This window comes from Paraburkholderia sp. Ac-20347 (assembly GCF_017104805.1).
In the GTDB taxonomy this organism is placed as follows: Bacteria; Pseudomonadota; Gammaproteobacteria; order Burkholderiales; family Burkholderiaceae; genus Paraburkholderia; species Paraburkholderia tropica.
Genome location: NZ_JAAGPN010000070.1, coordinates 1 through 22,488 on the forward strand (window position 1 = coordinate 1; position 22,488 = coordinate 22,488).

18 protein-coding genes and 3 tRNA genes are annotated in these 22,488 nt (G+C 64.6%); 8 read left to right on the forward strand and 13 right to left on the reverse strand.

The features are described from left to right. Positions 1-289, forward strand: a 289-nt coding sequence (locus G3N97_RS15755; RefSeq protein ID WP_277397739.1) for an NAD(P)H-hydrate dehydratase, incomplete at its 5' end; no start/stop codon positions are given. Between the two features lie 327 nt (positions 290-616). Next, complete coding sequence (gene pgi, locus G3N97_RS15760; protein WP_205994085.1) at positions 617-2,236, forward strand: glucose-6-phosphate isomerase; 1,620 nt, start codon at positions 617-619, stop codon at positions 2,234-2,236. Between the two features lie 82 nt (positions 2,237-2,318). On the opposite strand, the gene G3N97_RS15765 is transcribed toward pgi, so the two are convergent. Further along, the gene (locus G3N97_RS15765; RefSeq protein ID WP_205994086.1) at positions 2,319-3,056 is read right to left on the reverse strand and encodes an ABC transporter ATP-binding protein; all 738 of its coding nucleotides are present in this window, start codon (positions 3,054-3,056) and stop codon (positions 2,319-2,321) included. On the opposite strand from G3N97_RS15765, the gene G3N97_RS15770 reads away from it, so the two are divergent. Then, positions 3,057-3,824, forward strand: a complete 768-nt coding sequence (locus G3N97_RS15770) for an arylesterase (protein ID WP_205994087.1) — start codon at positions 3,057-3,059, stop codon at positions 3,822-3,824. It begins immediately after the preceding gene. Between the two features lie 114 nt (positions 3,825-3,938). Beyond that, the gene (locus tag G3N97_RS15775; protein ID WP_205994088.1) at positions 3,939-4,286 is read left to right on the forward strand and encodes a hypothetical protein; all 348 of its coding nucleotides are present in this window, start codon (positions 3,939-3,941) and stop codon (positions 4,284-4,286) included. Between the two features lie 110 nt (positions 4,287-4,396). Here G3N97_RS15775 and G3N97_RS15780 read toward each other — a convergent pair whose 3' ends face one another. The 8 genes from G3N97_RS15780 to tig all read right to left on the reverse strand — a co-directional run bounded on the left by G3N97_RS15780 (position 4,397) and on the right by tig (position 13,756). Beyond that, on the reverse strand, positions 4,397-6,346 hold the full coding sequence (locus G3N97_RS15780; RefSeq protein WP_205994089.1) for a SurA N-terminal domain-containing protein: 1,950 nt from the start codon (positions 6,344-6,346) through the stop codon (positions 4,397-4,399). Between the two features lie 102 nt (positions 6,347-6,448). Next, a tRNA-Asp gene (locus G3N97_RS15785) sits at positions 6,449-6,525 on the reverse strand. Positions 6,526-6,641: 116 nt separating this feature from the next. After that, positions 6,642-6,717, reverse strand: a tRNA-Val gene (locus tag G3N97_RS15790). Between the two features lie 89 nt (positions 6,718-6,806). Further along, a complete protein-coding gene (locus G3N97_RS15795) occupies positions 6,807-7,157 on the reverse strand; it encodes an HU family DNA-binding protein (RefSeq protein ID WP_277397740.1) in 351 nt (116 codons plus the stop codon). A 305-nt stretch (positions 7,158-7,462) separates the two neighbouring features. Further along, complete coding sequence (gene lon, locus G3N97_RS15800; RefSeq protein ID WP_065065550.1) at positions 7,463-9,886, reverse strand: endopeptidase La; 2,424 nt, start codon at positions 9,884-9,886, stop codon at positions 7,463-7,465. Between the two features lie 191 nt (positions 9,887-10,077). Continuing rightward, on the reverse strand, positions 10,078-11,349 hold the full coding sequence (gene clpX, locus G3N97_RS15805) for an ATP-dependent Clp protease ATP-binding subunit ClpX (protein WP_065065551.1): 1,272 nt from the start codon (positions 11,347-11,349) through the stop codon (positions 10,078-10,080). Positions 11,350-11,601: 252 nt separating this feature from the next. Continuing rightward, on the reverse strand, positions 11,602-12,255 hold the full coding sequence (clpP, locus tag G3N97_RS15810; RefSeq protein ID WP_065065552.1) for an ATP-dependent Clp endopeptidase proteolytic subunit ClpP: 654 nt from the start codon (positions 12,253-12,255) through the stop codon (positions 11,602-11,604). A 154-nt stretch (positions 12,256-12,409) separates the two neighbouring features. Beyond that, the gene (tig, locus tag G3N97_RS15815) at positions 12,410-13,756 is read right to left on the reverse strand and encodes a trigger factor (protein WP_065065553.1); all 1,347 of its coding nucleotides are present in this window, start codon (positions 13,754-13,756) and stop codon (positions 12,410-12,412) included. A 689-nt stretch (positions 13,757-14,445) separates the two neighbouring features. Between tig and G3N97_RS15820 the strand changes: the two genes are divergently transcribed. Next, entirely contained in the window at positions 14,446-15,600 is a 1,155-nt protein-coding gene (locus G3N97_RS15820; protein WP_205994090.1) for a glycerate kinase, read from the forward strand. 282 nt (positions 15,601-15,882) lie between these two features. Beyond that, positions 15,883-16,329: a MarR family transcriptional regulator gene (locus tag G3N97_RS15825; protein WP_205994091.1), complete on the forward strand. Its 447-nt coding sequence runs from the start codon at positions 15,883-15,885 to the stop codon at positions 16,327-16,329. A gap of 106 nt (positions 16,330-16,435) precedes the next feature. Here the strand turns inward: G3N97_RS15825 and G3N97_RS15830 are convergent. Further along, a tRNA-Leu gene (locus G3N97_RS15830) sits at positions 16,436-16,522 on the reverse strand. A 362-nt stretch (positions 16,523-16,884) separates the two neighbouring features. On the opposite strand from G3N97_RS15830, the gene G3N97_RS15835 reads away from it, so the two are divergent. Beyond that, positions 16,885-17,727: a squalene/phytoene synthase family protein gene (locus tag G3N97_RS15835; RefSeq protein WP_205994092.1), complete on the forward strand. Its 843-nt coding sequence runs from the start codon at positions 16,885-16,887 to the stop codon at positions 17,725-17,727. 49 nt (positions 17,728-17,776) lie between these two features. Here G3N97_RS15835 and G3N97_RS15840 read toward each other — a convergent pair whose 3' ends face one another. The 3 genes from G3N97_RS15840 to G3N97_RS15850 form a co-directional block, all read right to left on the reverse strand. Continuing rightward, positions 17,777-19,006, reverse strand: coding sequence for a DUF1501 domain-containing protein (locus tag G3N97_RS15840; RefSeq protein WP_205994093.1), 1,230 nt, complete (start codon positions 19,004-19,006; stop codon positions 17,777-17,779). A gap of 111 nt (positions 19,007-19,117) precedes the next feature. Further along, complete coding sequence (locus G3N97_RS15845) at positions 19,118-20,833, reverse strand: DUF1800 domain-containing protein (RefSeq protein WP_205994094.1); 1,716 nt, start codon at positions 20,831-20,833, stop codon at positions 19,118-19,120. 359 nt (positions 20,834-21,192) lie between these two features. Continuing rightward, complete coding sequence (locus G3N97_RS15850) at positions 21,193-21,480, reverse strand: hypothetical protein (RefSeq protein ID WP_241030612.1); 288 nt, start codon at positions 21,478-21,480, stop codon at positions 21,193-21,195. A 272-nt stretch (positions 21,481-21,752) separates the two neighbouring features. Between G3N97_RS15850 and ompR the strand changes: the two genes are divergently transcribed. After that, positions 21,753-22,478 carry a two-component system response regulator OmpR gene (gene ompR, locus G3N97_RS15855; RefSeq protein ID WP_035514479.1) on the forward strand — a complete coding sequence of 242 codons (726 nt, stop codon included), beginning with the start codon at positions 21,753-21,755 and terminating at the stop codon, positions 22,476-22,478. The last annotated feature ends 10 nt before the right edge of the window (positions 22,479-22,488 follow it).

The following is a 22,488-nucleotide window of genomic DNA, read 5'->3' on the forward strand; positions in this document are numbered from 1 at the left end:
GGTGATCGCGGCACCAGACGGCCGCGTGGCCGTCAACCCGACCGGCAACGCGGGCCTCGCGAGCGGCGGCACCGGCGACGTGCTCGGCGGCCTGATCGGCGCGCTGCTCGCGCAGCGTCTGCCACCGTTCGAAGCGGCGCTCGCCGGCGTCTATCTGCACGGTCTCGCCGCCGACACGCTGGTCGAGCAAGGCGACGGTCCCGCCGGACTCACGGCGGGCGAACTCGCGCCGATGGTGCGCAAGCTGCTGAACCGCCGCTTCTATTCGCGCAATCAAGCAACGGCTTGAACGGCGATGGGTTCTATCCGCCGACTTCTCCGCCACGCACTCGACGAAAATCGCCAACCACTCATCCACCCGCGCGTCGAAAGATGGCTGCAAGCTTCGCGCACGCGTTCACGGCGCGCGTAGCCGTCCCAAGCGGCACGCCGTTTGCTAACCTCACCCGTCGATCGCCGTAGCGCCACGCAGCTTTGCGCAGCCCGCTATACTGATCCTCCGCGCGTGCCGCTTCCACAGAAGCCGCGCGCCTCCCCGCAGTGCGTGATGCGCGCGTCGGCCCGACCGGTCGATGCCGCCCGCCGCCCTCCATTCGTTTTTCCTCGCTCGACGAACATGACGAATCCGCTCCCCGCCTGGTCCGCGCTACAGACGCACTACGAACAGATCCGCAACGACAAACTGCGTGACTGGTTCGCGCCCGCCAACGATCCCGCGCCGACCCGCGCCGAACGCTTCACGTATTCGGGCGGCGGTCTCGCCGCCGACTTCTCGAAGAACCGCATCACCGACGCCACGCTGAAGCTGCTCGTGCAGCTCGCGCACGAAGCCGGCGTCGAGCAGCTCCGCGACGCGATGTTCGCGGGCGAGATCGTCAACCCGACCGAAGGCCGCGCCGCCCTGCACACCGCGCTGCGCGCCACCGAGCCGAACGCGCCGTTCCATGCGCAGATCCTCGCCGAGAAAGCGAAGATGGCGAAGTTCGCCGACGCCGTGCGCAGCGGCGCCTGGACCGGCTATACCGGCAAGCGCATCCGCCATATCGTGAATATCGGCATCGGCGGCTCGGATCTCGGGCCAAAGATGGTCGTGCACGCGCTCCAGCATCTCGAGTCGCCCGAGATCAGCTCGCACTTCGTGTCGAACGTCGACGGCGCCGATCTGTGGCGCGCAATCGAACACATCAATCCCGAAGAGACGCTTGCGATCATCGTCTCGAAAACCTTCACGACGCTCGAAACCATGACGAACGCGCGCTCGATGCGCGACTGGTTCGTCAAGCACGGCTGCCCGGAAAGCGCGCTCGCGAAGCATTTCGTCGGCGTGTCCGCGAATCCGGCCGAAGTCGTGAAGTTCGGCATCGCCGAAGAAAACGTCTTCGAAATGTGGGACTGGGTTGGCGGCCGCTACTCGCTGTGGTCGGCGGTCGGTCTCTCGATCATGATCGCGATCGGACCGCAGCAGTTCGACGAACTGCTCGCCGGCGCGCACGATATGGACGAGCACTTCCGCACCGCGCCGCTCGACAAGAACCTGCCCGTGCTGCTCGGCATGATCGGCGTCTGGTATCGCAACTTCTTCGGTTCGCAGAGCTATCTCGTCGCTCCGTACTCCGAAGCATTGCACTACCTGCCCTCGTATCTGCAGCAGCTCGAAATGGAGAGCAACGGCAAGCAGGCGCGTCTGGACGGCAAGTTCGTCGATTACGCGACCTCGGCCATCACGTGGGGCGAGCCGGGCACGAACGGCCAGCACGCGTTCTTCCAGATGCTGCATCAGGGCACGACGATCGTACCGATCGACTTCATCGCCGTGCTGACTCCCGAGCATCCGTTCGCCGATCATCATCCGAAACTGCTCGCGAACTGCTTCGCGCAGAGCGAGGCGCTGATGCTCGGCCGCAGCGAGGAAGAAGCGCGCAAGATCGCCGGTCCGGACAAGCCCGAACTCGTGCCGCACATCATGTTCCCCGGCAATCGTCCGACCACGACGCTGCTCGTCGACGCGCTCACGGCGCGTTCGCTCGGCGCGCTGATCGCGCTCTACGAACACAAGGTGCTGGTGCAGGCATCGGTGTGGAACATCAATCCGTTCGACCAGTGGGGCGTGGAACTCGGCAAGATTCTCGGCAAGGTGGTCGAGGCCGACCTCACCGCTGCGGCCGGCGACGTGAAGGCGCACGATTCGTCGACGTCGGCGCTGATCGCGAAAGCGCGCGCCGCACTGAAGCGCTAACAGGCGTTAGCGCTTGCTGCATACGTTGAGTTGATGCCATGAAAAAAGGCGTGCGCGGTGCAAACCGGCACGCCTTTTCGTTTCAGCGCCCGGCTTCGACGCGGCTCGTTTCGTGCGCGGGCTGCGCGCCGTCGATCACGCGATGCCCGGCTTCGATCGTGACGATTGCGTCGCAGCGCTTCGCCAGCTCGATGTCGTGCGTGACGAGCACGAGCGTCGCGCCGTTCGCGCGGTTCAGCTCGAACATCAGGTCGATGACGGCGTGGCCCGTGGCGGCGTCGAGGCTGCCGGTGGGTTCGTCGGCGAACAGCACGGCCGGATGCGTGACGAACGCACGCGCCAGCGCTACGCGCTGTTGCTCGCCGCCCGACAGCAGCTTCGGATAATGCGAGGTGCGCTGACCGAGGCCCACGCGTTCGAGCAAGGTTCGCGCGCGGTCGAAGGCCTCCCGCGTGCTCAGGCCGCCCTGCAGTTCGAGCGGTAGCGCGACGTTTTCGAGCGCGGTCAGGTGCGGCATCAATTGAAACGACTGAAATACGAAACCGACCGAGCCGTTGCGCAGCGCCGCGCGCTGATCTTCCGCCATGCCGGTAAGCTCATGTCCTAGCAGACGAACCGAGCCCGCGCTCGCGCTGTCCAACCCGGCCAGCAAGCCGAGCAAGGTGGACTTGCCCGAACCCGAGGCACCGACGATCGCCACGCTGCCGCCCGCATGCACCGTGAGGTCGATGCCGTCGAGGATCGTGAGTTCGCCGGTTGCGTCGGTGACGCGTTTGCACAGGCCCCGTACTTCGATGACTGGATCGCTATTCATTCGCACATGATGAAGCCAAGATTAGCTGTCAAAACAAGGCGCGGCACGCCGCGCGCCGCCCGCACCCTGCTTCCCACGCCCGGCGTCCGCGCCGTGACGCTTGCTGTGTCGCTCGCCGTTGCGCTCGGCACGATCGCGCTGCCTGGCGGCGTGCGCGACGCCCATGCGGCCAACGCGCCCGCTCCATCCGCGACGCAACCCGCCGCCGCCAAACCCGTGATCGCCGTGCTCGGCGACAGCCTGTCCGCCGAATACGGGCTGCCGCGCGACACCGGCTGGGTCGCGCTGATGCGTCAACGCATCGCGACTGAGCGAATCGATTATAGCGTCGCGAATGCCAGCATCAGCGGCGACACGACCAGCGGCGGGCTCGCCCGTCTGCCGCTCGTGCTGCAGCGCATGAAACCGGCCATCGTGGTGATCGAGCTCGGCGCGAACGACGCGCTGCGCGGCGTGCCGCTCGCCACCACGGAAAGCAATCTGCGCGCCATCATCGCCGCGGTGCGCAAGGCCAACGCGAAGCCCGTGCTCGTGGGCATGTTCGTGCCGCCGAATTACGGCCCCGACTACACTCAGAAATTCCATGGTCTCTATGGACAGCTTTCGAAGGAGCTGAATGTGCCGCTGGTGCCGTTTCTGCTCGCCGGACTCGCCGACAAACCCGAGCTGTTCCAGTCCGACCAGTTGCATCCGACGCAGCAGGCACAGCCTTTGCTCCTCGACAACGTGTGGCCGACGCTCAAGCCGCTACTCGGCGGCGGCGCGCAGCGCTGACGTGCGCTGCAGCCGCGTCCTTGCGGCATGCGCGTCGCGTACCGGGTCACATCTTTGCGCCAGACGAGCAACGCTCGTTTAACTTCCGAATGACCCTGACTGGAGGGATAAAACGTGAAATATTTACCTCTTATTGTCGTCACGGCAGCGCTTGCTGCCTGCGCCAATCAGCCGGTGCCGAGCGGCTCGCAATCGGTTGGCACCAGCCAGCAACCGCCTCAGGCCGTCGCGCAGTGCATCGCGCAAAAGTGGGCCGACAAATCGCAGCAGCAGGTCGTCTCGCAGAGCGTGCTCGCGAACGACCAGGCGATCGACGTCTACGTGCCGGGCCAGCAGCCGCCTAACGGCGCCGCGGCGACGGTGCGTCCGGCGTGGAACGCCAACGCCAAGACCTGGGTGGGCTTCCGTGCCGGCGGCGGCGCGGGCGGCGACGCCACGGGCGACATCAGCGCCTGCCTCTAACGGGCAGCGCGCGCGTCGCGACGCTCCACGCTTCGCGCCGCGCAAGCAGCAAAGAAAAAGCCCCGCGAACTTCGCGGGGCTTTTTTTGTGGGTCTGTGCTGAAGGCGAGCTTACTGGCCGTCGCCGTCGCTGTCGCTCTGCTGGCTCGACGAACCGAGCGTACCGTAGAGCTTGACCTTCGAACGATCGCGCAGCGCGTCAAGGTAAGCCTGCGTCTGCGACTGGCCGGCCACTTGCGCGAGTTGCTGCTGCGCTGCGGCAAGACGGTTGCCGTCGGCGGCTGCGCCATTCGTCACGCTGTTCACGCGATAGATCGCGTAGCCCTGGTCGCCGAGATCGACGCCCACGTAGGCGGGCAGCTTCTGCGCGTCGGCCTTGAACACCGCCGACAGCGCGGCGGGCGGCAGCCCTTGCGCGTCGTTGCGCGACACCTTGAGCGCTGACGAGAAACCATCGGTCGACTTCGACTTCTGCAGGTCCGCGAGCTTCGCCTCGCCTTCCTTGCGCGCCATGTCGGCGGCCATCTGCGCAACCACCTTCTGGCGCACGGCGTCCTTGACCGCGGCGAAGGCCGGCACGGCAGCCGCCTTGAAGTCGGTCACGCGCGCCGAGATCAACGTGTTGTTGCCCACGTCGACCGCCTGCGTGTTGTTGTGCTGGCTGACCGAGTCGGTCGCGAACACCGCGTCGAGGAACTTCTTGTTGTTCAGCGGGCTGTCCGGCGGCAGCGTGGCGTTCGGCTGCGGCGTGACCGTGGCAGTCTGGATCGTCAGCTTGTACTTGTCGGCGGCCGGCTGCAGGCTCTTCGACTTCTCGTACACCATCGACGTAAAGCCGTCGCTCGCATCGGCCAGCAGCTTGGCGGCCTGTTGCGCCTTCACTTCGGTGGCGATCTGCGTCTTCACGTCGTCGAACGGCTTGGTGACCGACGGCTTGATGTCCGTAACCTTGACGATGTGATAGCCGAAGTCCGACTGGATCACGTCGCTGATTTCGTCTTTCTTGAGCTTGAAGACGGCGTCGTCGAACGACTGGCCGCCCGCGATCATGCCCGGGCCGAAGTAGCCGAGGTCGCCGCCCTTCGCTGCCGAACCCGGATCCTGCGAATCCTTCTGCGCGAGCTGCGCGAACTGATCCGGATGCGCCTTCACTTCGGCGAGGATCTGATCGGCCTTCTGCTTGGCAGCGGCGCGGTCAGCAGCGCTCGCGTCCTTCGCCACCGTGATCAGGATGTGGCTCGCGCGCACTTCTTCCTGGCTCTTGTAGCGGGCGATGTTGTCGTCGTAGTACTTCTTGAGGTCGGCGTCGCTCGGGCTGACCGAAGCCGCGACCGTGGCCGCCGACAGCACCAGATACTGGATCTGCGCCGTAGCCGGCGTGGCGAAGTCGTTCTTGTGCGCGTCGTAATACGCCTGCAGCTGCGCGTCGGTCGGCTGGACCTTCGCAGCGAAATCGCCGGCGCGGAACGCGAGACCTTGCACGTCGCGCTGCTGCTCCGAGAGTTCGGTGAGCTGTTGCGCGAGCGACTTCGGCGTGAACGCGCTGTTGATCAGCGAAGCGGGAATCTGCTGCAGCGCCATGCTGTAACGCACGCGCTCGTCGTACTGCTCGGGCGTCATGCCCTGCATCGCGAGCAGCTGCTTGTACTTGTCGAGATCGATCGAGCCGTCGGGGTTCTTCAGCGACGAGATGATCGGGTCGGCGAGCAGCGTGCGGCGCACGGCGTCGTCGGAAGCGGTGAGATGCAGACGCTGGACTTCGTCCTGCAGCACGCGTTGCTGGATCAGGCCGTCGAGAATGTCTTTGCGATGCTGCGGCGTATCGAATGCGCTCGCGTCGAATTGCGCACCCATGACCTGGCGCGCCTGGTCGAGTTGCTGACGCGACGCGTTGTCGAATTCGACGCGCGTGATCTTGTGACCGTTGACGCTCGCGACATTCGCGCTTTCGTCAAAAAAGCCGCGGAAACCTTGAATACCGACGAAGCCGAGCCCTGGCAGGATCACCAGGAGCAGCATGAACATCATCAGCCGTTTGTGATTGCGGAAAAAGTCGAGCATGCGTGACCAAGCGTTGGAGAGCGCCAAAAAACAGAACGCCCGATATTACAACAGCGGCCAACAAAAAAGGCGAACCGGAGTTCGCCTTCTTGCTGAGATGTCTGGCGGAGCGGACGGGACTCGAACCCGCGACCCCCGGCGTGACAGGCCGGTATTCTAACCAACTGAACTACCGCTCCATGCGGTTTGCTGCGTGCGCTGTGTCGCGAGCGATGTTTTCATGCATTCAGCCGGGTTAGCCTGCATTCAGGCTGATACACGACTGCGCGGTTCGACCGAGGTTCACCTGAAGCTGTGGTGGGTGCTGAGAGGCTCGAACTCCCGACCTACGCCTTGTAAGGGCGCCGCTCTACCAACTGAGCTAAGCACCCAGCTTCATGCTGATGACCGCCGAAAACCTGCTGAAAACTGCTGCGGCACTGCGACTTCTGCTGCGCTGCTTCATCAAGCAGCGAGCCCGCTAGTTTAGCGCATCTTTGAGCGCTTTGCCAGGCCTGAATTTCGGGACTTTGGCTGCCTTGATCTTGATAGCGTCGCCGGTGCGCGGATTGCGACCCGTGCGCGCCGTGCGCTTGCTGACCGCGAACGTGCCAAAGCCGACCAGCGTGACCGACCCGCCCTTCTTCAGCGTTCCCTTGACGCCGCCGATCACGGCGTCGAGTGCGCGTCCTGCCGCCGCTTTCGAGATGTCGGCTTGTTGCGCGATATGGTCGATCAATTCCGTCTTATTCATTCCAGCCCCCGAGAATGTGTTGGGCAATCGTGATGGCGCGCGCCATGAGACACGCCGGCGCGTCGCCGGGAAGAACATCAACTTATTGGCAAAACGACTTCGGTCTGCGCCGAAGCCCGCTCATTTAACGAGGCCGAAAGACCCGTGTCAAGCTGGGTTCCGCCCGATTTCTCGCGCGCGCATTCGATCTCGCGCGGCCATGTGAAAGCAGCTTCCAAACAACTTTCGGGCTCGCCGACGCCAAGCTCGCACGACACGCTCACACGCGGTTGCAAGGCCAACGATCTTCTCGGCGCGCGCAATAAAAAACCCGCGGACCAGGCCGCGGGTTCTTCGAGGGTGCTACGAAATGACGCTAGCTAAAAGACGCCAGGCGTTTGAGCTTAGTGCTTCACCACTTCGCTGGCCGCGTCTTTCGACTCGGCCACGGGCGTCTTGGCCTCTTCGGTCTTGGCCTCTTCTTCCGGCAGAGCCTGCGGCACACGTTCGAGCGCCAGCTCGAGCACCTTGTCGATCCAGCGGACCGGCACGATTTCGATGGCGTTCTTCACGTTGTCCGGGATCTCCGAGAGATCCTTGACGTTCTCTTCCGGAATCAGCACGAGCTTGATGCCGCCGCGATGCGCCGCAAGCAGCTTCTCCTTCAGGCCGCCGATCGGCAGCACTTCGCCGCGCAGCGTGATCTCGCCCGTCATCGCAACGTCGGCGCGCACCGGAATGCCCGTGAGCACGGACACCAGCGCGGTCGTCATCGCGATACCGGCGGACGGACCGTCCTTCGGCGTCGCGCCTTCCGGCACGTGGATGTGGATGTCCTGCTTCTCGAACGCTTCGTCCTTGATGCCAAGACGACGCGAACGCGAGCGCACCACCGAGCGTGCCGCTTCGACCGATTCCTTCATGACGTCGCCGAGCGAACCCGTGCGGATCACGTTGCCCTTGCCGGGCATGACCGCCGCTTCGATCGTCAGCAGGTCGCCGCCCACTTCCGTCCATGCGAGGCCCGTAACCTGACCGATCTGGTTTTCCTTCGCGGCCAGACCGAAGTCGTACTTGCGCACGCCAAGGAAGGTGTCCAGATTCGCGCTGTCCACCGTGACGGCCTTGTCGGCCTTCTTCAGCAGCAGCATCTTCACGACCTTGCGGCAGATCTTCGACACTTCGCGCTCGAGCGAACGCACGCCCGCTTCACGCGTGTAGTAGCGAATGATGTCGCGGATCGCACCTTCGGTCACGTCGATCTCGCCCGGCTTCAGCCCGTTGTTCTTCTTCTGCTTCGGCAGGAGATAACGCTGGGCGATGCTGACCTTCTCGTCTTCCGTGTAGCCCGAGAGGCGGATGACTTCCATCCGGTCGAGCAGCGGCGGCGGAATGTTCAGCGAGTTCGACGTTGCCACGAACATCACATCGGAGAGATCGAAATCGACTTCGATGTAGTGGTCGGCGAACGTGTGGTTCTGTTCCGGATCGAGCACTTCGAGCAACGCCGACGACGGATCGCCGCGGAAATCCATGCCCATCTTGTCGACTTCGTCGAGCAGGAAGAGCGGATTGCGCACGCCGACCTTGGTCAGGCTCTGCAGGATCTTGCCCGGCATCGAGCCGATGTACGTACGACGATGGCCGCGGATTTCGGCTTCGTCACGCACACCGCCCAGCGCCATGCGCACGAACTTGCGGTTCGTTGCACGCGCAATCGACTGCCCGAGCGAGGTCTTGCCGACGCCAGGAGGCCCGACGAGGCACAGGATCGGCGCCTTGACCTTGTCCACGCGCTGCTGGACCGCGAGATACTCGAGAATGCGTTCCTTCACTTTCTCGAGACCGTAGTGGTCTTCGTCGAGCACCGATTCGGCGTTCGTCAGGTCGTTGTTGACCTTGCTCTTCTTGCGCCACGGCAGGCCGATCAGCGTGTCGATGTAGTTGCGCACGACGGTGGCTTCCGCCGACATCGGCGACATCAGCTTGAGCTTCTTCAGCTCGGCGTCGGCCTTCTTCTTGGCTTCCTTCGGCATGCGCGCGGCGGTGATGCGCTTCTCGAGTTCCTCGAGATCCGCGCCTTCTTCGCCTTCGCCCAGTTCCTTCTGGATGGCCTTGACCTGCTCGTTCAGGTAGTACTCGCGCTGGCTCTTTTCCATCTGGCGCTTGACGCGGCCACGGATGCGCTTCTCGACCTGGAGGATGTCGATTTCGGCTTCGAGCTGGGCGAGCAGATGCTCGAGACGTTCCACGACCGGGAACATTTCGAGGATGTGCTGCTTCTGGTCGAGCTTGAGCGGCAGATGCGCGGCGATGGTGTCCGCAAGACGACCGGCCTCGTCGATACCCGACAGCGAGGTCAGGATCTCAGGCGGGATCTTCTTGTTGAGCTTCACGTACTGATCAAACTGCGAGACGATCGCACGGCGCAGCGCTTCGGTTTCGGCGCCGTCCGCGTGGTCGGGCTCGAGCGGCATGACCTCGCACGAAAACTGCGTTTCCTGCTCTTCGATCGAGAGCGTTTTCGCGCGCTGCAGGCCTTCCACGAGCACCTTCACGGTGCCGTCGGGCAGCTTGAGCATTTGCAGGATGTTCGCGATACATCCCACTTCGTACATGTCTTTTTCGGTCGGCTCATCCTTGGCGGCAGTTTTCTGGGCGACGAGCATGATGTGCTTGCCGCCTTCCATTGCCGCTTCGAGGGCCTTGATCGACTTAGGCCGGCCCACGAAGAGGGGAATCACCATATGCGGGAAGACTACGACGTCTCGCAGCGGGAGCAGCGGGAGCGTGGTGCGTTCCGGCGGGAGGAGTTGGGTTCCTGACATTTCATTTCCCCATGAGTGGAATCAATTCGTTCGGTAAGTGAGGCCTGAAAAGTCGATTACAAGCCTCTCGCGTGTGGGAAAAGTTCAGTGACTCCAAAAAAGTGCGCCATCGACCACAAGTGAAACGAAAAAGCCGTTCATCCCATTGTATGAACGGCTTTTTCCAGGAACTCTTTAGCCGATCACCACCATCAGTTCGACCCTGAAACCTTCGGAGCGTCTTCGTAGATCAACAGCGGCTTACCGTCGCCATCGATCACGTTGTCGTCGATGATCACCTTGCTCACGCCCTTCATGGTCGGCAGCTCGTACATGACGTCGAGCAATGCCTGTTCCAGGATGGATCGCAAGCCCCGCGCCCCGGTCTTGCGGCGGATCGCCTTGCGGGCGACGGCCTGCAGCGCAGCCGGGCGAATCTCCAGTTCCACGCGCTCCATGTTGAAGAGCTTGTGATACTGCTTGACGAGCGCGTTCTTCGGCTCGACGAGGATCTTCATGAGCGCCGCTTCATCGAGCTTGCCGAGCGTGGCGACCACCGGCAGACGGCCGATCAGTTCGGGAATCAGGCCGAACTTGATCAGATCTTCCGGTTCCGTCTCGCGCAGCACTTCGCCCGCGTCGCGTTCCTGCTTGCTCTTCACGCTCGCGCCGAAACCGATGCCGGTTTTCTCGGTGCGGTCCGTGATGACTTTTTCCAGACCGTCGAACGCGCCGCCGCAGATGAACAGGATGTTGGTCGTGTCGACCTGGATGAAGTCCTGATTCGGGTGCTTGCGGCCGCCCTGCGGGGGCACCGACGCCATCGTGCCTTCGATGAGCTTGAGCAGCGCCTGCTGCACGCCCTCGCCCGACACGTCCCGCGTGATCGACGGGTTGTCCGACTTGCGGCTGATCTTGTCGATTTCGTCGATGTAGACGATGCCGCGCTGGGCCTTGTCGACCTCGTAATTGCAGTTCTGCAGCAGCTTCTGGATGATGTTCTCGACGTCTTCGCCCACGTAACCGGCTTCGGTCAGCGTGGTGGCGTCGGCGATCACGAACGGCACGTTCAGAAGGCGCGCGAGCGTCTGCGCGAGCAGCGTCTTGCCCGAACCCGTGGGGCCGATCAGCAGGATGTTGCTCTTCGAGAGTTCGACTTCGTCTTTCTTGTCGAGATGTTTGAGACGCTTGTAGTGGTTGTACACCGCCACCGCAAGGATCTTCTTCGCGCGCTCCTGCCCGATCACGTACTGGTCGAGGATGTCGCGGATTTCCTGCGGGCTCGGCAGGTCCGAGCGCGACAGCGCCGCGTCGACGCCCGCACCGGCGGCCTCGTCGCGAATGATCTCGTTGCACAGGTCGATACATTCATCGCAGATGAACACCGACGGGCCAGCGATCAGTTTCTTGACCTCGTGCTGGCTTTTGCCGCAAAACGAGCAATACAACAGCTTCTCGCTGTTAGAACCTTTTTTGTCCGCCATGGATAGATGAGCCTCCGGACACTCTGTTACATGATACGCCGTTTCCCCCGGCGCGCCGGGGGACGCGTGAACCGCTTGCTGTGACGGCGTTGGGGCCGCAGGCCGCGAAGCGCGTTTGCCGATTATTTCACAGGCTCCGGGCGGCTGTGCCTATCCCCTTTTTCACGGGGGTGGCACGCCGCCCGGCGCCCGATTTGCACCATTCAGGCGCCTGAACCGGCGCCCGCGAGGGGCGCCGAAACGCGTTCCGGATCAGGGACGCTTGTGCAGGACCTGATCGACCAGACCATAGGCTTGCGCGTCGTCGCCGGACATGAAGTTGTCGCGGTCGGTGTCGCGCGCGATGCGCTCGACCGGCTGACCCGTATGGTGCGCGAGCAACTGGTTCAGGCGCTCCTTCAGGTACAGGATTTCACGCGCCTGGATTTCGATGTCCGACGCCTGGCCGCGCGCGCCGCCGAGCGGCTGGTGAATCATCACGCGCGAGTTCGGCAGCGCGAAGCGCTTGCCCTTCTCGCCCGCAGCCAGCAGGAACGCGCCCATGCTGGCCGCGAGGCCCATGCAAAGGGTCGAAACGTTCGGCTTGATGAACTGCATCGTGTCGTAGATCGCCATGCCGGCCGACACCGAACCGCCCGGGCTGTTGATGTACAGGCTGATGTCCTTGTCCGGATTTTCGCTTTCGAGGAACAGCAGCTGGGCGACCACGAGATTGGCCGTCTGGTCGTTCACTTCACCGACCAGGAACACCACGCGCTCCTTCAGCAGACGCGAGTAGATGTCGTACGAACGCTCGCCGCGGCCGCTCGTCTCCACGACGATCGGCACGAGCCCGAGCGCCTGCGGATCGAAATCCCGCGAAGCCTGGGAGGTCAGCGTGTCCAGCGATTGAGCGCGAAAAGTCATGCGGTGCATCCTTGTCTGGAAGAGAGTTGTTCTGGTATGGCGACGGACCCCGCATAAATCAACCACACGGACAGCATGGCTAAATTCAGCGGATACAAAAACGGCGTGCTGGCCGTCGGTCGCTCCGACAGCCGGCACGCCGTGGCGGGCAGACTTAAGCCTGCGCCGTCGCGCTTGCCAGTTCTTCGAAGCTGACTTGCTTGTCCGTTACCTTGGCCTTGCCGAGCACGAAGTCCACGACGTTCGATTCAACGACGTAGGCTTCCATTTCGGCCAGACGCTGCTGGTTCGAATAATACCAGCGCACGACTTCCTTCGGGTCTTCGTAGCTTTTCGCGAATTCGTCGACTTCAGCGCGGATCTGTTCCGGCTTCGCTTCGAGACCGTTGGCCTTCACCAGCTCGGCCAGCACGAGGCCCAGCTTGACGCGACGCTCGGCTTGTTCCTTGAACATTTCGGCCGGGATCGGTGCGTCCTTGGCGTTCGGCACGCCGCGTTGCGCGAGGTCGGCACGCGCCATTTCGACGAGGCGTTCCTGGTCCTGTTCGATCAGTGCGTTCGGCACGTCGAGTTCGGCGATCTTCAGCAGCGCGTCCATCACCTGGTTCTTGACGATCGACTGCGTGCGACGCTTCGCTTCACGCTCGAGGTTGTCCTTGATTTCAGCGCGCATCTTCACGAGGTCGCCGTCGGCGATGCCGAGCGACTTGGCGAATTCGCCGTCGATTTCCGGCAGGTGCGGCCACTCGATCTGCTGCATCGTGATCGTGAACTTCGCGGTCTTGCCGGCGACTTCCTTGCCGTGATAGTCCTCGGGGAACGCGAGGTCGAATTCACGCGACTCGCCGTTCTTCAGGCCGATGGCGGCCTTTTCGAATTCCGGCAGCATGCGGCCTTCGCCGAGCACGAACGCGAAACCTTCCGCGCTGCCGCCCGGGAATGCGACGTCGTCGATCTTGCCGACGAAGTCGACCGTCACGCGATCGCCTTCCTTGGCTGCGGTGTCGGCGCCGCCGTCACCGTGCTCGCCGGCTTCGCCGCGTGCGTGGAAGTGCACGCGCTGCTTGCGCAGGATGTCGAGCGTGCGGTCGATTTCCGCGTCGCTGATGGTCGTGGTCGTGCGCTCGATTTCGGCCGTGCCGACGTCGCCGAGCTTGACTTCCGGGTAGACCTCGAAGGTCGCGTCGAATGCGTAGTCGCCTTCAGCGGCGTCCGCCTTCGGGGCGAAGCTCGGCTGGCCGGCGACGCGCAGGTTTTCAGCGCGGCTGATGTCGAAGAATTCCTTGCCGACCTTGTCGCTCAGAACTTCGGCTTCCACCTGGCCCGAGTACTGCTGCGTGACCATCTTCAGCGGCACCTTGCCCGGGCGGAAACCCGGCATGCGCACGTTCTTTGCCAGTTGGCGGATGCGCGAATCGACTTCTTTCTGCACGGCGTCCTTCGGCAGGGAAATCGTCACGCGGCGTTCGAGCTTGCCGAGGTTTTCAACAGCGTTAGCCATGGCTTCAATCGTCCTAAAATTGTTCGAGCGTATCAGTAATCTTTGCTGCCGCAGTTCGATGGGAAAGCCCGCATCGCCTGCGTCTCGCTAGTGCCTCGTCGGCGCCGCCTGCCGGCTTCGATCGCGACCATTCGGTCGCGCCCAAGGCCGGCGGGCGCATCCCATGGCGCCTCTCGCCGCAGACCGCCGCGCTGGCCGCGCACCACGCAACGGCGTGGAACGGGCGCTTCGCGGACGCTGCCGGCTGGGCGGCGCCCTTTCCGGAAGCCGCGAGACCCGGCCCGGCCGAGATCGGCCGGTGAAGGCCGAAACGGACGGCTTGCCGTGCGGTTCCGTCAAAAGAGCCAAGTATTTTAGCAAACTATTTCCCCACTCAAATGGAATTGCCGTTCGGCACGCGAAAACGGCGCCTTTCCGTGTGAATTTGGCGGGTTTTCAGGCCCGAAACGCGCTTCGGCCTTCGCTCGGGTGCCGACTTCGTCGCGTCCGCATCGACTCGCGGATGCGACGCCGGGACGCCGCGCTCCACGGTGCTTTCGGACTGTAAGCACGTTAGCGGCACGGCCTTTCGCGATGCACGCTATCGCAGTGCGCTTATCCAGCGCCCCGCCCCGCGCTGTTAAGCTAGTGCTCGCGCCGGACGCCCCGCCGGATGCAGCCGCCATCCCAACTCTTTCCGTCGAGGCACCATGTCCAACCCGTCGTTCGAGGCACCCGTCGTCGTCATTGCTCCCGATTCATTCAAAGGCTCGCTGAGCGCGGACGGGGTCGCCGCCGCCATCGCCGATGGCATTCGCCGCGCGCGCGCCGACGCCGAAATCCGCATCTGCCCGATGGCCGACGGCGGCGAAGGCACGCTCGACGCCATGCTCAGCGTCGGCGGCGAGCGCCGCGTCCTCAACGTGGAAGGCGCCGCGCTCGCGCGCCGCGACGCCACGGTCGGCCTGCTGCACGACGGCAGCGCGATCGTGGAAACCGCCGAGATCGTCGGCATCACCGACCCCGTGGGCATGGGCGTGCCGGTCGCTGCACGCAGCACGCGCGGCATGGGCGAAGCAATCCGCGCGTTGCTCGACGAGGGCGTGCGGCGCTTCTATGTGGCGCTCGGCGGCAGCAGCACCAACGACGGCGGCGCGGGCCTGCTCGCGGGCCTCGGGCTGCAACTCTTCGATGCGGCGGACAACGCGCTCGCGCCCACGCCCGAAGCCCTCACGCGCGTCGCGCGCGTCGACATATCGGGGCTCGATGCGCGTCTCGCCGAGGCCAGCTTCGTGGCGATGTCCGACGTCGACAATCCGCTGACCGGCGATCACGGCGCGACGGCCGTGTTCGGTCCGCAAAAAGGCGTGACGCCCGGCGAAGTCGCGCCGATCGACGCCGCGCTCGGCCGTTTCGCCGATCTGCTCGAAGCCGCGCTCGGGCGCACCGCGCGCGACGAAGCGGGCGCCGGCGCGGCGGGCGGCCTCGGTTTCGCGCTGCGCATGCTGGGCGCGAGTTTCGAGCCGGGCGCGGAAGTCGTCGCGCGCACCATCGGCCTCAATCAGGCGCTCGCGGGCGCGCACTGGCTCATCACCGGCGAGGGGCGCTCGGACCTGCAGACCCTGCACGGCAAGGCGCCTTTCATTGCCTGCCGCCCCGCGCAGGCCGCGGGCGTGCCGGCGACGCTGCTCTCGGGCGCCGTCGACTCCGCCGCGCTGCCGCGTCTGGCCGAGCACTTCAGCGGCTGCTTCTCGCCCGCGCCCGGCCCGATCACGCTCGAAACCGCCATTCGCGACGCCGCCGCGCTGCTCGCGAACGAAGCGGAACAGCTCACGCGTCTCAAATACGGTGCCGCGCGCCCTTGATCGCCGCCCGGAGCACAGGACATTTCGCGCGCAACGAATCCCATTGGCTGCCGGCGCTCGTTGCGCGCGAAGCATTGAATCGCTCATTGAATAGTTTGAATAGTCAGACGTTTTGGTCCGCGAACGCACTTTCGTTCGCAGTAAGCGATTAATAGATTCGTACGCTCATTGAAGATGCGCTTACGAGGGTTCATGCGCGTTGACCCCGGCGCTCGTTGAGGCAACAATCATGGTCGGCGCGACACGATCGCGCATACCTCACGCGACCAGACCAGGACGACCATGAAGGCAAGCAAAGCCGGACTCGAACAATTTCTGACCTATCGGCTCCATGTCCTGAACAAGCTCTCCGAACGCGGCGCGAGCGAGCGCTACCAGGCGAAGCTCGGCGTTACCCTGCCCGAAGCACGCCTGATCGCCGCCGTCGGCGCATTCGGCCCGTTTTCAGTGATGGAGCTCGCGCGCCACGCGAATCTCGACAAGAGCCAGGCCAGCCGCGCCGCGGAAGCGCTGATGCGCCGCGGCCTCATGCAACGCGACGCCAGCGAGGAAGACGGCCGCCTCGTGCTCGTCTCGCTCACGACCGAAGGCCGCGCGCTGTATCGCAAGGTCATGCCCATCGCCCGCAAGTGGAATGTGGACCTGTTCGCGTGCCTCGAAGAGAAAGAGCGCGAGCTGCTGAACCGCGCGCTGGAGAAAGTCATCGCGGCTGCGCAGGAAGATCTGTAATCGCGCGAGCGCGATAAACGAAACAGATGGTTAATTCGGGCTGATTACAGGCTGATTGGCGCAAGAAAAAAGGCCACGTACCGTTGAGGTACGTGGCCTTTGTCTTTGGTGCGTGAGGCCGGACTCGAACCGGCACACCCTTGCGGGCGTCAGGACCTAAACCTGGTGCGTCTACCAATTTCGCCACTCACGCGAATGCTGCTGGCGAGACCGCTGCGAGTGGGAACTGTGAGAACCATCGCGTGCATCGAATGCAATACGGACCTGCCTGGGCGCGCTGCGCGGCCGGAATCACAGAGGGATAAGCCGCCGCGAACGCGCAAGCGCGAGATTCTAACCGATTGAATTGCGCTTGTCTGCAACTTGCCGTGCGGGGCGGATTGCGCCCTTTCCTCGCTCGACGGACGGCGGACGGGCGGCGACCGGTGCGCCCGCGGCCCGAAAAACAGGCCGGTGCTAGAATCGCCGCTCCGCGGCTCTATGCCCCACCGCCGACCTCGCTGAACGATTCAGCCGGGCAGCGACAGCGCCGCGCCTCCCCACGCCCCGAACGCCGTGAATTTCGACGATTACTGCCTGCAAAAGGCGGCCCCACCCGGATCGAGCACGTACTACGCGCTGCGCCAGGCGAGCGCCGCGCGCCAGCCGCTCCTTGCCGCCCTGTTCGCCCTGCGCCGCGAACTCGAGGAAACCGCCAAGGAAACGAGCGACCCGACCGTGGGCCGCACGAAGCTCGCCTGGTGGCAGAAGGAACTCGCCGCGCTGGCGGCAGGCAATGCCTCGCATCCGGTCACGAAAGCGCTCGCCGCGCATCTCGACGATCCCGCGAGCCTCTATCCGCTGTTGCAGCAATTGCTCGCCGGCTTCGAGATGGATTTCGAGCAGGCCCGCTATCTCGACATGCCGAATCTGCGCCGCTATATCGACGGCGTGGGCGGCACGTTCGCCACGCTCGTCGCGCAGGCCTGCGCGCGCACGCCGCAGGAACGCGAGTCGGCCGCACGCTGGGCCGCGCCGCTCGGCAATGCGCTGACGCTCGCGCAGTTCGTGCCGGAGATCGGCAACGACGCGCGTCATGGCCGCATCTACGTGCCGATCGACGAATTGCAGCGCTACAACGTGACCGCCGCCGATCTGATCAACCGCCGCTACAGCGCCGAATTCACCGAGCTGATGCAGTTCCAGACCGGGCGTGCGCGCGAAGCGCTGCAGGCCGCGCTCGACGCGATTCCCGCCGCCGAACGCAAACCGCAGCGTGCGCTGCGCGCACTCGCCGCGCTCGAACTCGCGCTGCTGGACGAAGTGGAACGCGAAGACTTTCAGGTGCTGCATCAGCACATTGCGCTCACGCCGATCCGCAAGCTCTGGATCGCGTGGCGCGCGGCACGACGTAACTGAAAGCGCCGCAAAGCGCGCCGCTTTCACTATCGCGCGACGTCGAGCAACTTCAAGCGCGCAACAACGGCAACGGCTCGAAGCGCTGCTGCAAGACCGAGGCGGCGTCGAGTCCCCACCATCCGTTCAGCACCGTCGCGTAGATCTGCCGGAAGTCGACGGCCACGGGCAGATTGCCGTTGCCATCCAGACGCGCGAGCGCCGGCGCCTCGCCGTATAGCCCGCCCGCGACGCGCCCGCCCGCCACGAAATGCACCGACGCCGTGCCATGATCGGTGCCGCGACTCTGGTTCTCGCGCACGCGCCGGCCGAACTCGGCATACGTGGCGATCAGCGTGCGATCCCAACGCCCCATTTCGATCAGCGCCGAACGCATCGCGACCATGCCCGCCGCGAACTGGCGCAACAACTCCGCGTGTCGTTCGGGCTGGTTCTCGTGCGTATCGAAACCATTGAGCGTGAGGCGGATGACCGCGACGCCGTCGCCCTGCACCGGCGCGCCTTGCGCCGTATCGCCGGACGCCAGCGCCTGCATCGCCGTCTTCACCGACGCGCCGAACGCGCCCGCCGGAAACGCCGTCTTCAACGCATATTCACCGGGCCGCGGCCGCAACTGATCGGCCGCATGCACGATGTCGTTTTCCACATCGAGTATGTGCGCGAGCGCCGGATTGCGCTCCTGAAGCGCGACCGGCGTCACGAGCCGCGAAGCGCGCGCAAACTGCGCCGGATTCACGAGCGCAATGGCGCGCGCGCCGTTCGCGAGCGGCCCCATCTCGGCGCTGCCGAGCACCAGACCGTCGGCGGCGAAACCCTTCGGCACGGGCGTAGTCGCGAACGCACGCGTGAGCCAGCCTTCGCGCAGATATTGATCGGAGCGCGACGCCGTATCCCAGATCTCGATCGAGCGAAAATGCGAGAGGTTCGGCTGCGCGTAGCTCACGCCCTGCACGATCGCGAGTTCGTGAGCGCGCCACATCGGCAAAAGCGGCGCAAGCGCGGGATGCAGCGCGGTGCGTTCGTCGAGCTGGATCGCGTCGCCGCGACGCACGCCAATGGTGCTGCGATAACGCGCATAGAGCGGATCGGCGTACGGCACGACGGTGTTCAAGCCGTCATTGCCGCCCTTCAGCTCGACGAGGATCAGCAGATTCTCGTAGCCGTTCGCACGCGGCTGCGCGGGCGCGGCGAGCGTTTGTGCGCGGACGCTCTCGGGCAACCACGACGCCGCGCCTGTCGCCGTCGCCGCGGCCGCCGCAGCCAGAAAATCGCGTCGCTTCATGCCATGCCTCGCTCGTCGATGCGCCGCTTCGCGGCGGCGCTGTTGTTGTGCGTGCTGCGGTGAATTGCTTCGTTCGTCGATGTCATCGTCCGTCTTCGTTTCGAGGCGCGCTCAAGTGAGCTGATACACGGGATCCATCAGGAGTGCCTGGAGATATGCCTGCGCACTGCTGCCCGCCGCGATGGCGTCGACGGGCGCGAGCGGCAGCACGGCATGCTGCATCTGCAATTGCTGCGAGAGATCGGGCTTGTCGCTCGCGCTCACGCCGTAACGCGCGAGCCAGCCGTCGAGATCGAAACGCATGCCGCCTTGCGCGCGCGGCGGCGCTTTCGCGGCGGTCTTCGTCATCGCCGCGGCCATACGCGGACGCGCCGCTTCGGTCGCGCGAAACAGCTGCTCGACGAACTGCTTGCGCGCAAGCAACGTCGAACTGTTGATCCACGCCGCGCCGCCGGGCCAGCCCTTCACATTAGGCGGATAAAACAGATTCTCGCCGAGCGCCGCCGAGGTACGCGCGAACGGCGCGGCGTCGCCATACGTCACGCCGAAGCGCCGAATCGTGCCGACGATGAACGTCACCGGCGAACTGACCAGCACGCCGCGATTGCGCTCGTCCCAGAACGCAGGCGTTAGCAGCAAGGCGCGCAACGCAGCGGAAATATCGTAACGACTCGCGCGAAAATGCGCCGCTATGTTGTCGAGCTGCGCGGCATCGGGCGTGTCGGACACGAACTCGCGCCACATTTTCGCCGTCACGAAATGCGCCGTCTGTGGCTCGCCGAGCAGAATGTCGAGCATCGCGTCGCCGTCGAACGAGCCGCTGTGGCCGAGCACGGTCTTCACGCCGTCGTCGTGCTGCGCGGGCCGCGAAACGAATTGCCCGGTATCGGGATCGACGGCCCAGCCCGTGTAGGCGCGCGCCGCCTCGGCGACGTCCTGCTGCGTGTACTGCCCTTCGCCGAGCGTGAACAGCTCCATCACCTCGCGCGCGAAGTTCTCGTTCGGCTTGCCCTTGCGATTGCTCGCGCCATCGAGATAGAGCAGCATCGCCGGATCTTTCGCCACCTCGTGCAGCATCGTCGCGAAATTGCCGAGCGCGTTGCGCCTCAGGAGCGAATTTTGCTGGGCCATCATCTGCGGCTCCGGCACCTTGTCCTGCCCTGACGTGAAATGGTTGTGCCAGAACAGCGTCATGCGCTCCGTGATCGGCGACGGCGTGACGAGCATCTCGCCCATCCACCACGCTCGCAGTTCGTCGTAATGCCGGCCGCGCGCGCGTTGTGCGTCGCGGCGCTGATCGGGCGTCCAGGCGCTGCGTTCGGCGCGCGTCGGCAGCGGATCGGCGCACCAGGCGGGCAGCGGCGTGACGGCGTCGGTGCGGGCGGTCGCCAGCACGCGGTCCACGGCTTCGGCGCGCGTGAGGCCGACGTAAGGCGCGAGATCGGCGCCGGCCGGTGCGAAGCCCGTGCGGATCAGCAGATGCCTCGCGTCGTCGGCGTCGAGCAGTTCGGTTTCGGCGGACGAAGCCTTGTCCGATGACGCCACGGATGCATGGCGATGCACGCGCGAAACATGTGACGCGTGGCGCGGCGGTTCGGGTTTCGTCGCGCTGATTGCGTCTGCGGTGGATTGCGCGGAAGCGCGTCGGGACCACGCGCCGAGCGCCGACGCAAACGTCAGCGTGAAGAACGCGGCGCGCGTGGCGGCAGGCTTATCCGTCGATCCTCGAACGGAGGCGCTGACGTCGACTGCATCGCTCGCGTCGCGCGCATGACTCACATCGCTGGCCGCGCGGCGCGGCGGGAACACCGGCAAGAAGCTTTTCATGGCGCCCTGGGTTTCGGGGGACGCGCAACGACCGGTCGAGCAGACCACCGGCACCGTTCACGCGCGAACCTGGTGAATGTACCGGCATAACGAGTGGAGCGGGCGCGCTGTTGACGAAGCGGACCGCTCAGGCGCAAACGATTTTGAAACGGAATTTTTCAGCGCCGCGAGAAGCGCGAAACGCACTGAATGGCCTGGCGGCAGGAGGCGGCAAGAAACGGAACGAAACAACAGGAAACCGCGGGAAACAACGCGTAACAGCTGAAAGGCAGCGAATGATGAAAGATGGGATCAGCGCGACAGCAACGGATGACGTGGCGGACAATACAACGCAACACGCGCGACGTGGCGAAATGCGTTTAGCGCTTGTAGAGTTCGCGGACGGCGTCTTCGATGTGCTGGCGCAGCAGGCGCCGCTCGTCGGGCGTCATGTGACCGTCACGGCGGCGCTGATCGAGATCGGGAGGAACGGCGTTGCGCTGATTGATGTCCGAAGCAGGACGAGGCGGCATGTCGTTGCGCACCCGACGAATGGGCGGCCTGCCGCCGTAGCGGGCCGCGCCGGGCCCGTCACCGAAGGGCTGGGCGCAAGCCGGCGCCGCATCCAATGCAGCCACGACGCCGCTGGCCAACGCCAGAGCAATCATGGTGTGGCGCATTGTCGGCCTGACCCCTCCCATCGTTTTTTTCCCTTCTTGACGCGGCAAACGGCTACCTCGATTGCATTGTTCGGACCCAGTTCAACACGGGCACTGGTTCAAAATCGAATGAAGTATCTACCGAATGGCCGCTCAACGTAAAGAAGTCTATCTGTCAGTGCTTGATGCCGTAGCACAGCACGGGTAAATTTTGTAACTGACTGTAACCCGTTAATCGGTGCAATCTCGCACTGCAACCCAATCGCGCTAAGATGCCAGGCATGGAAACCAAGAACCCGTCCAAAATTCTCGTGGTCGACGACGACCCCCGACTGCGTGACCTGCTGCGCCGCTACCTCGGCGAGCAGGGTTTCAACGTATACGTTGCGGAAAACGCCCCCGCCATGAACAAGCTGTGGGTGCGTGAACGCTTCGACCTGCTGGTGCTCGACCTGATGCTGCCAGGCGAAGACGGCCTGTCGATCTGCCGCCGCCTGCGCGGCAGCAACGACCGTACGCCTATCATCATGCTCACGGCCAAGGGCGAAGACGTCGACCGCATCGTCGGTCTCGAAATGGGCGCGGACGACTATCTGCCGAAGCCCTTCAATCCGCGCGAGCTGGTCGCCCGCATTCACGCCGTGCTGCGCCGCCAGGCGCCGTCCGAACTGCCGGGCGCGCCGTCGGAAACCACCGAGGTGTTCGAGTTCGGCGAATTCGCGCTGAACCTCGCCACCCGCACGCTCACCAAGGCCGGCCAGGAAATTCCGCTCACCACGGGCGAATTCTCCGTGCTCAAGGTGTTCGCGCGTCATCCGCGCCAGCCGCTCTCGCGCGAAAAGCTCATGGAGCTCGCACGCGGCCGCGAATACGAAGTGTTCGACCGCAGCCTCGACGTGCAGATCTCGCGTCTGCGCAAGCTGATCGAGCCCGATCCGGGCAGCCCGCGCTTCATCCAGACGGTCTGGGGCCTCGGCTACGTGTTCATCCCCGACGGCGCTGCCTGATACAGGATGG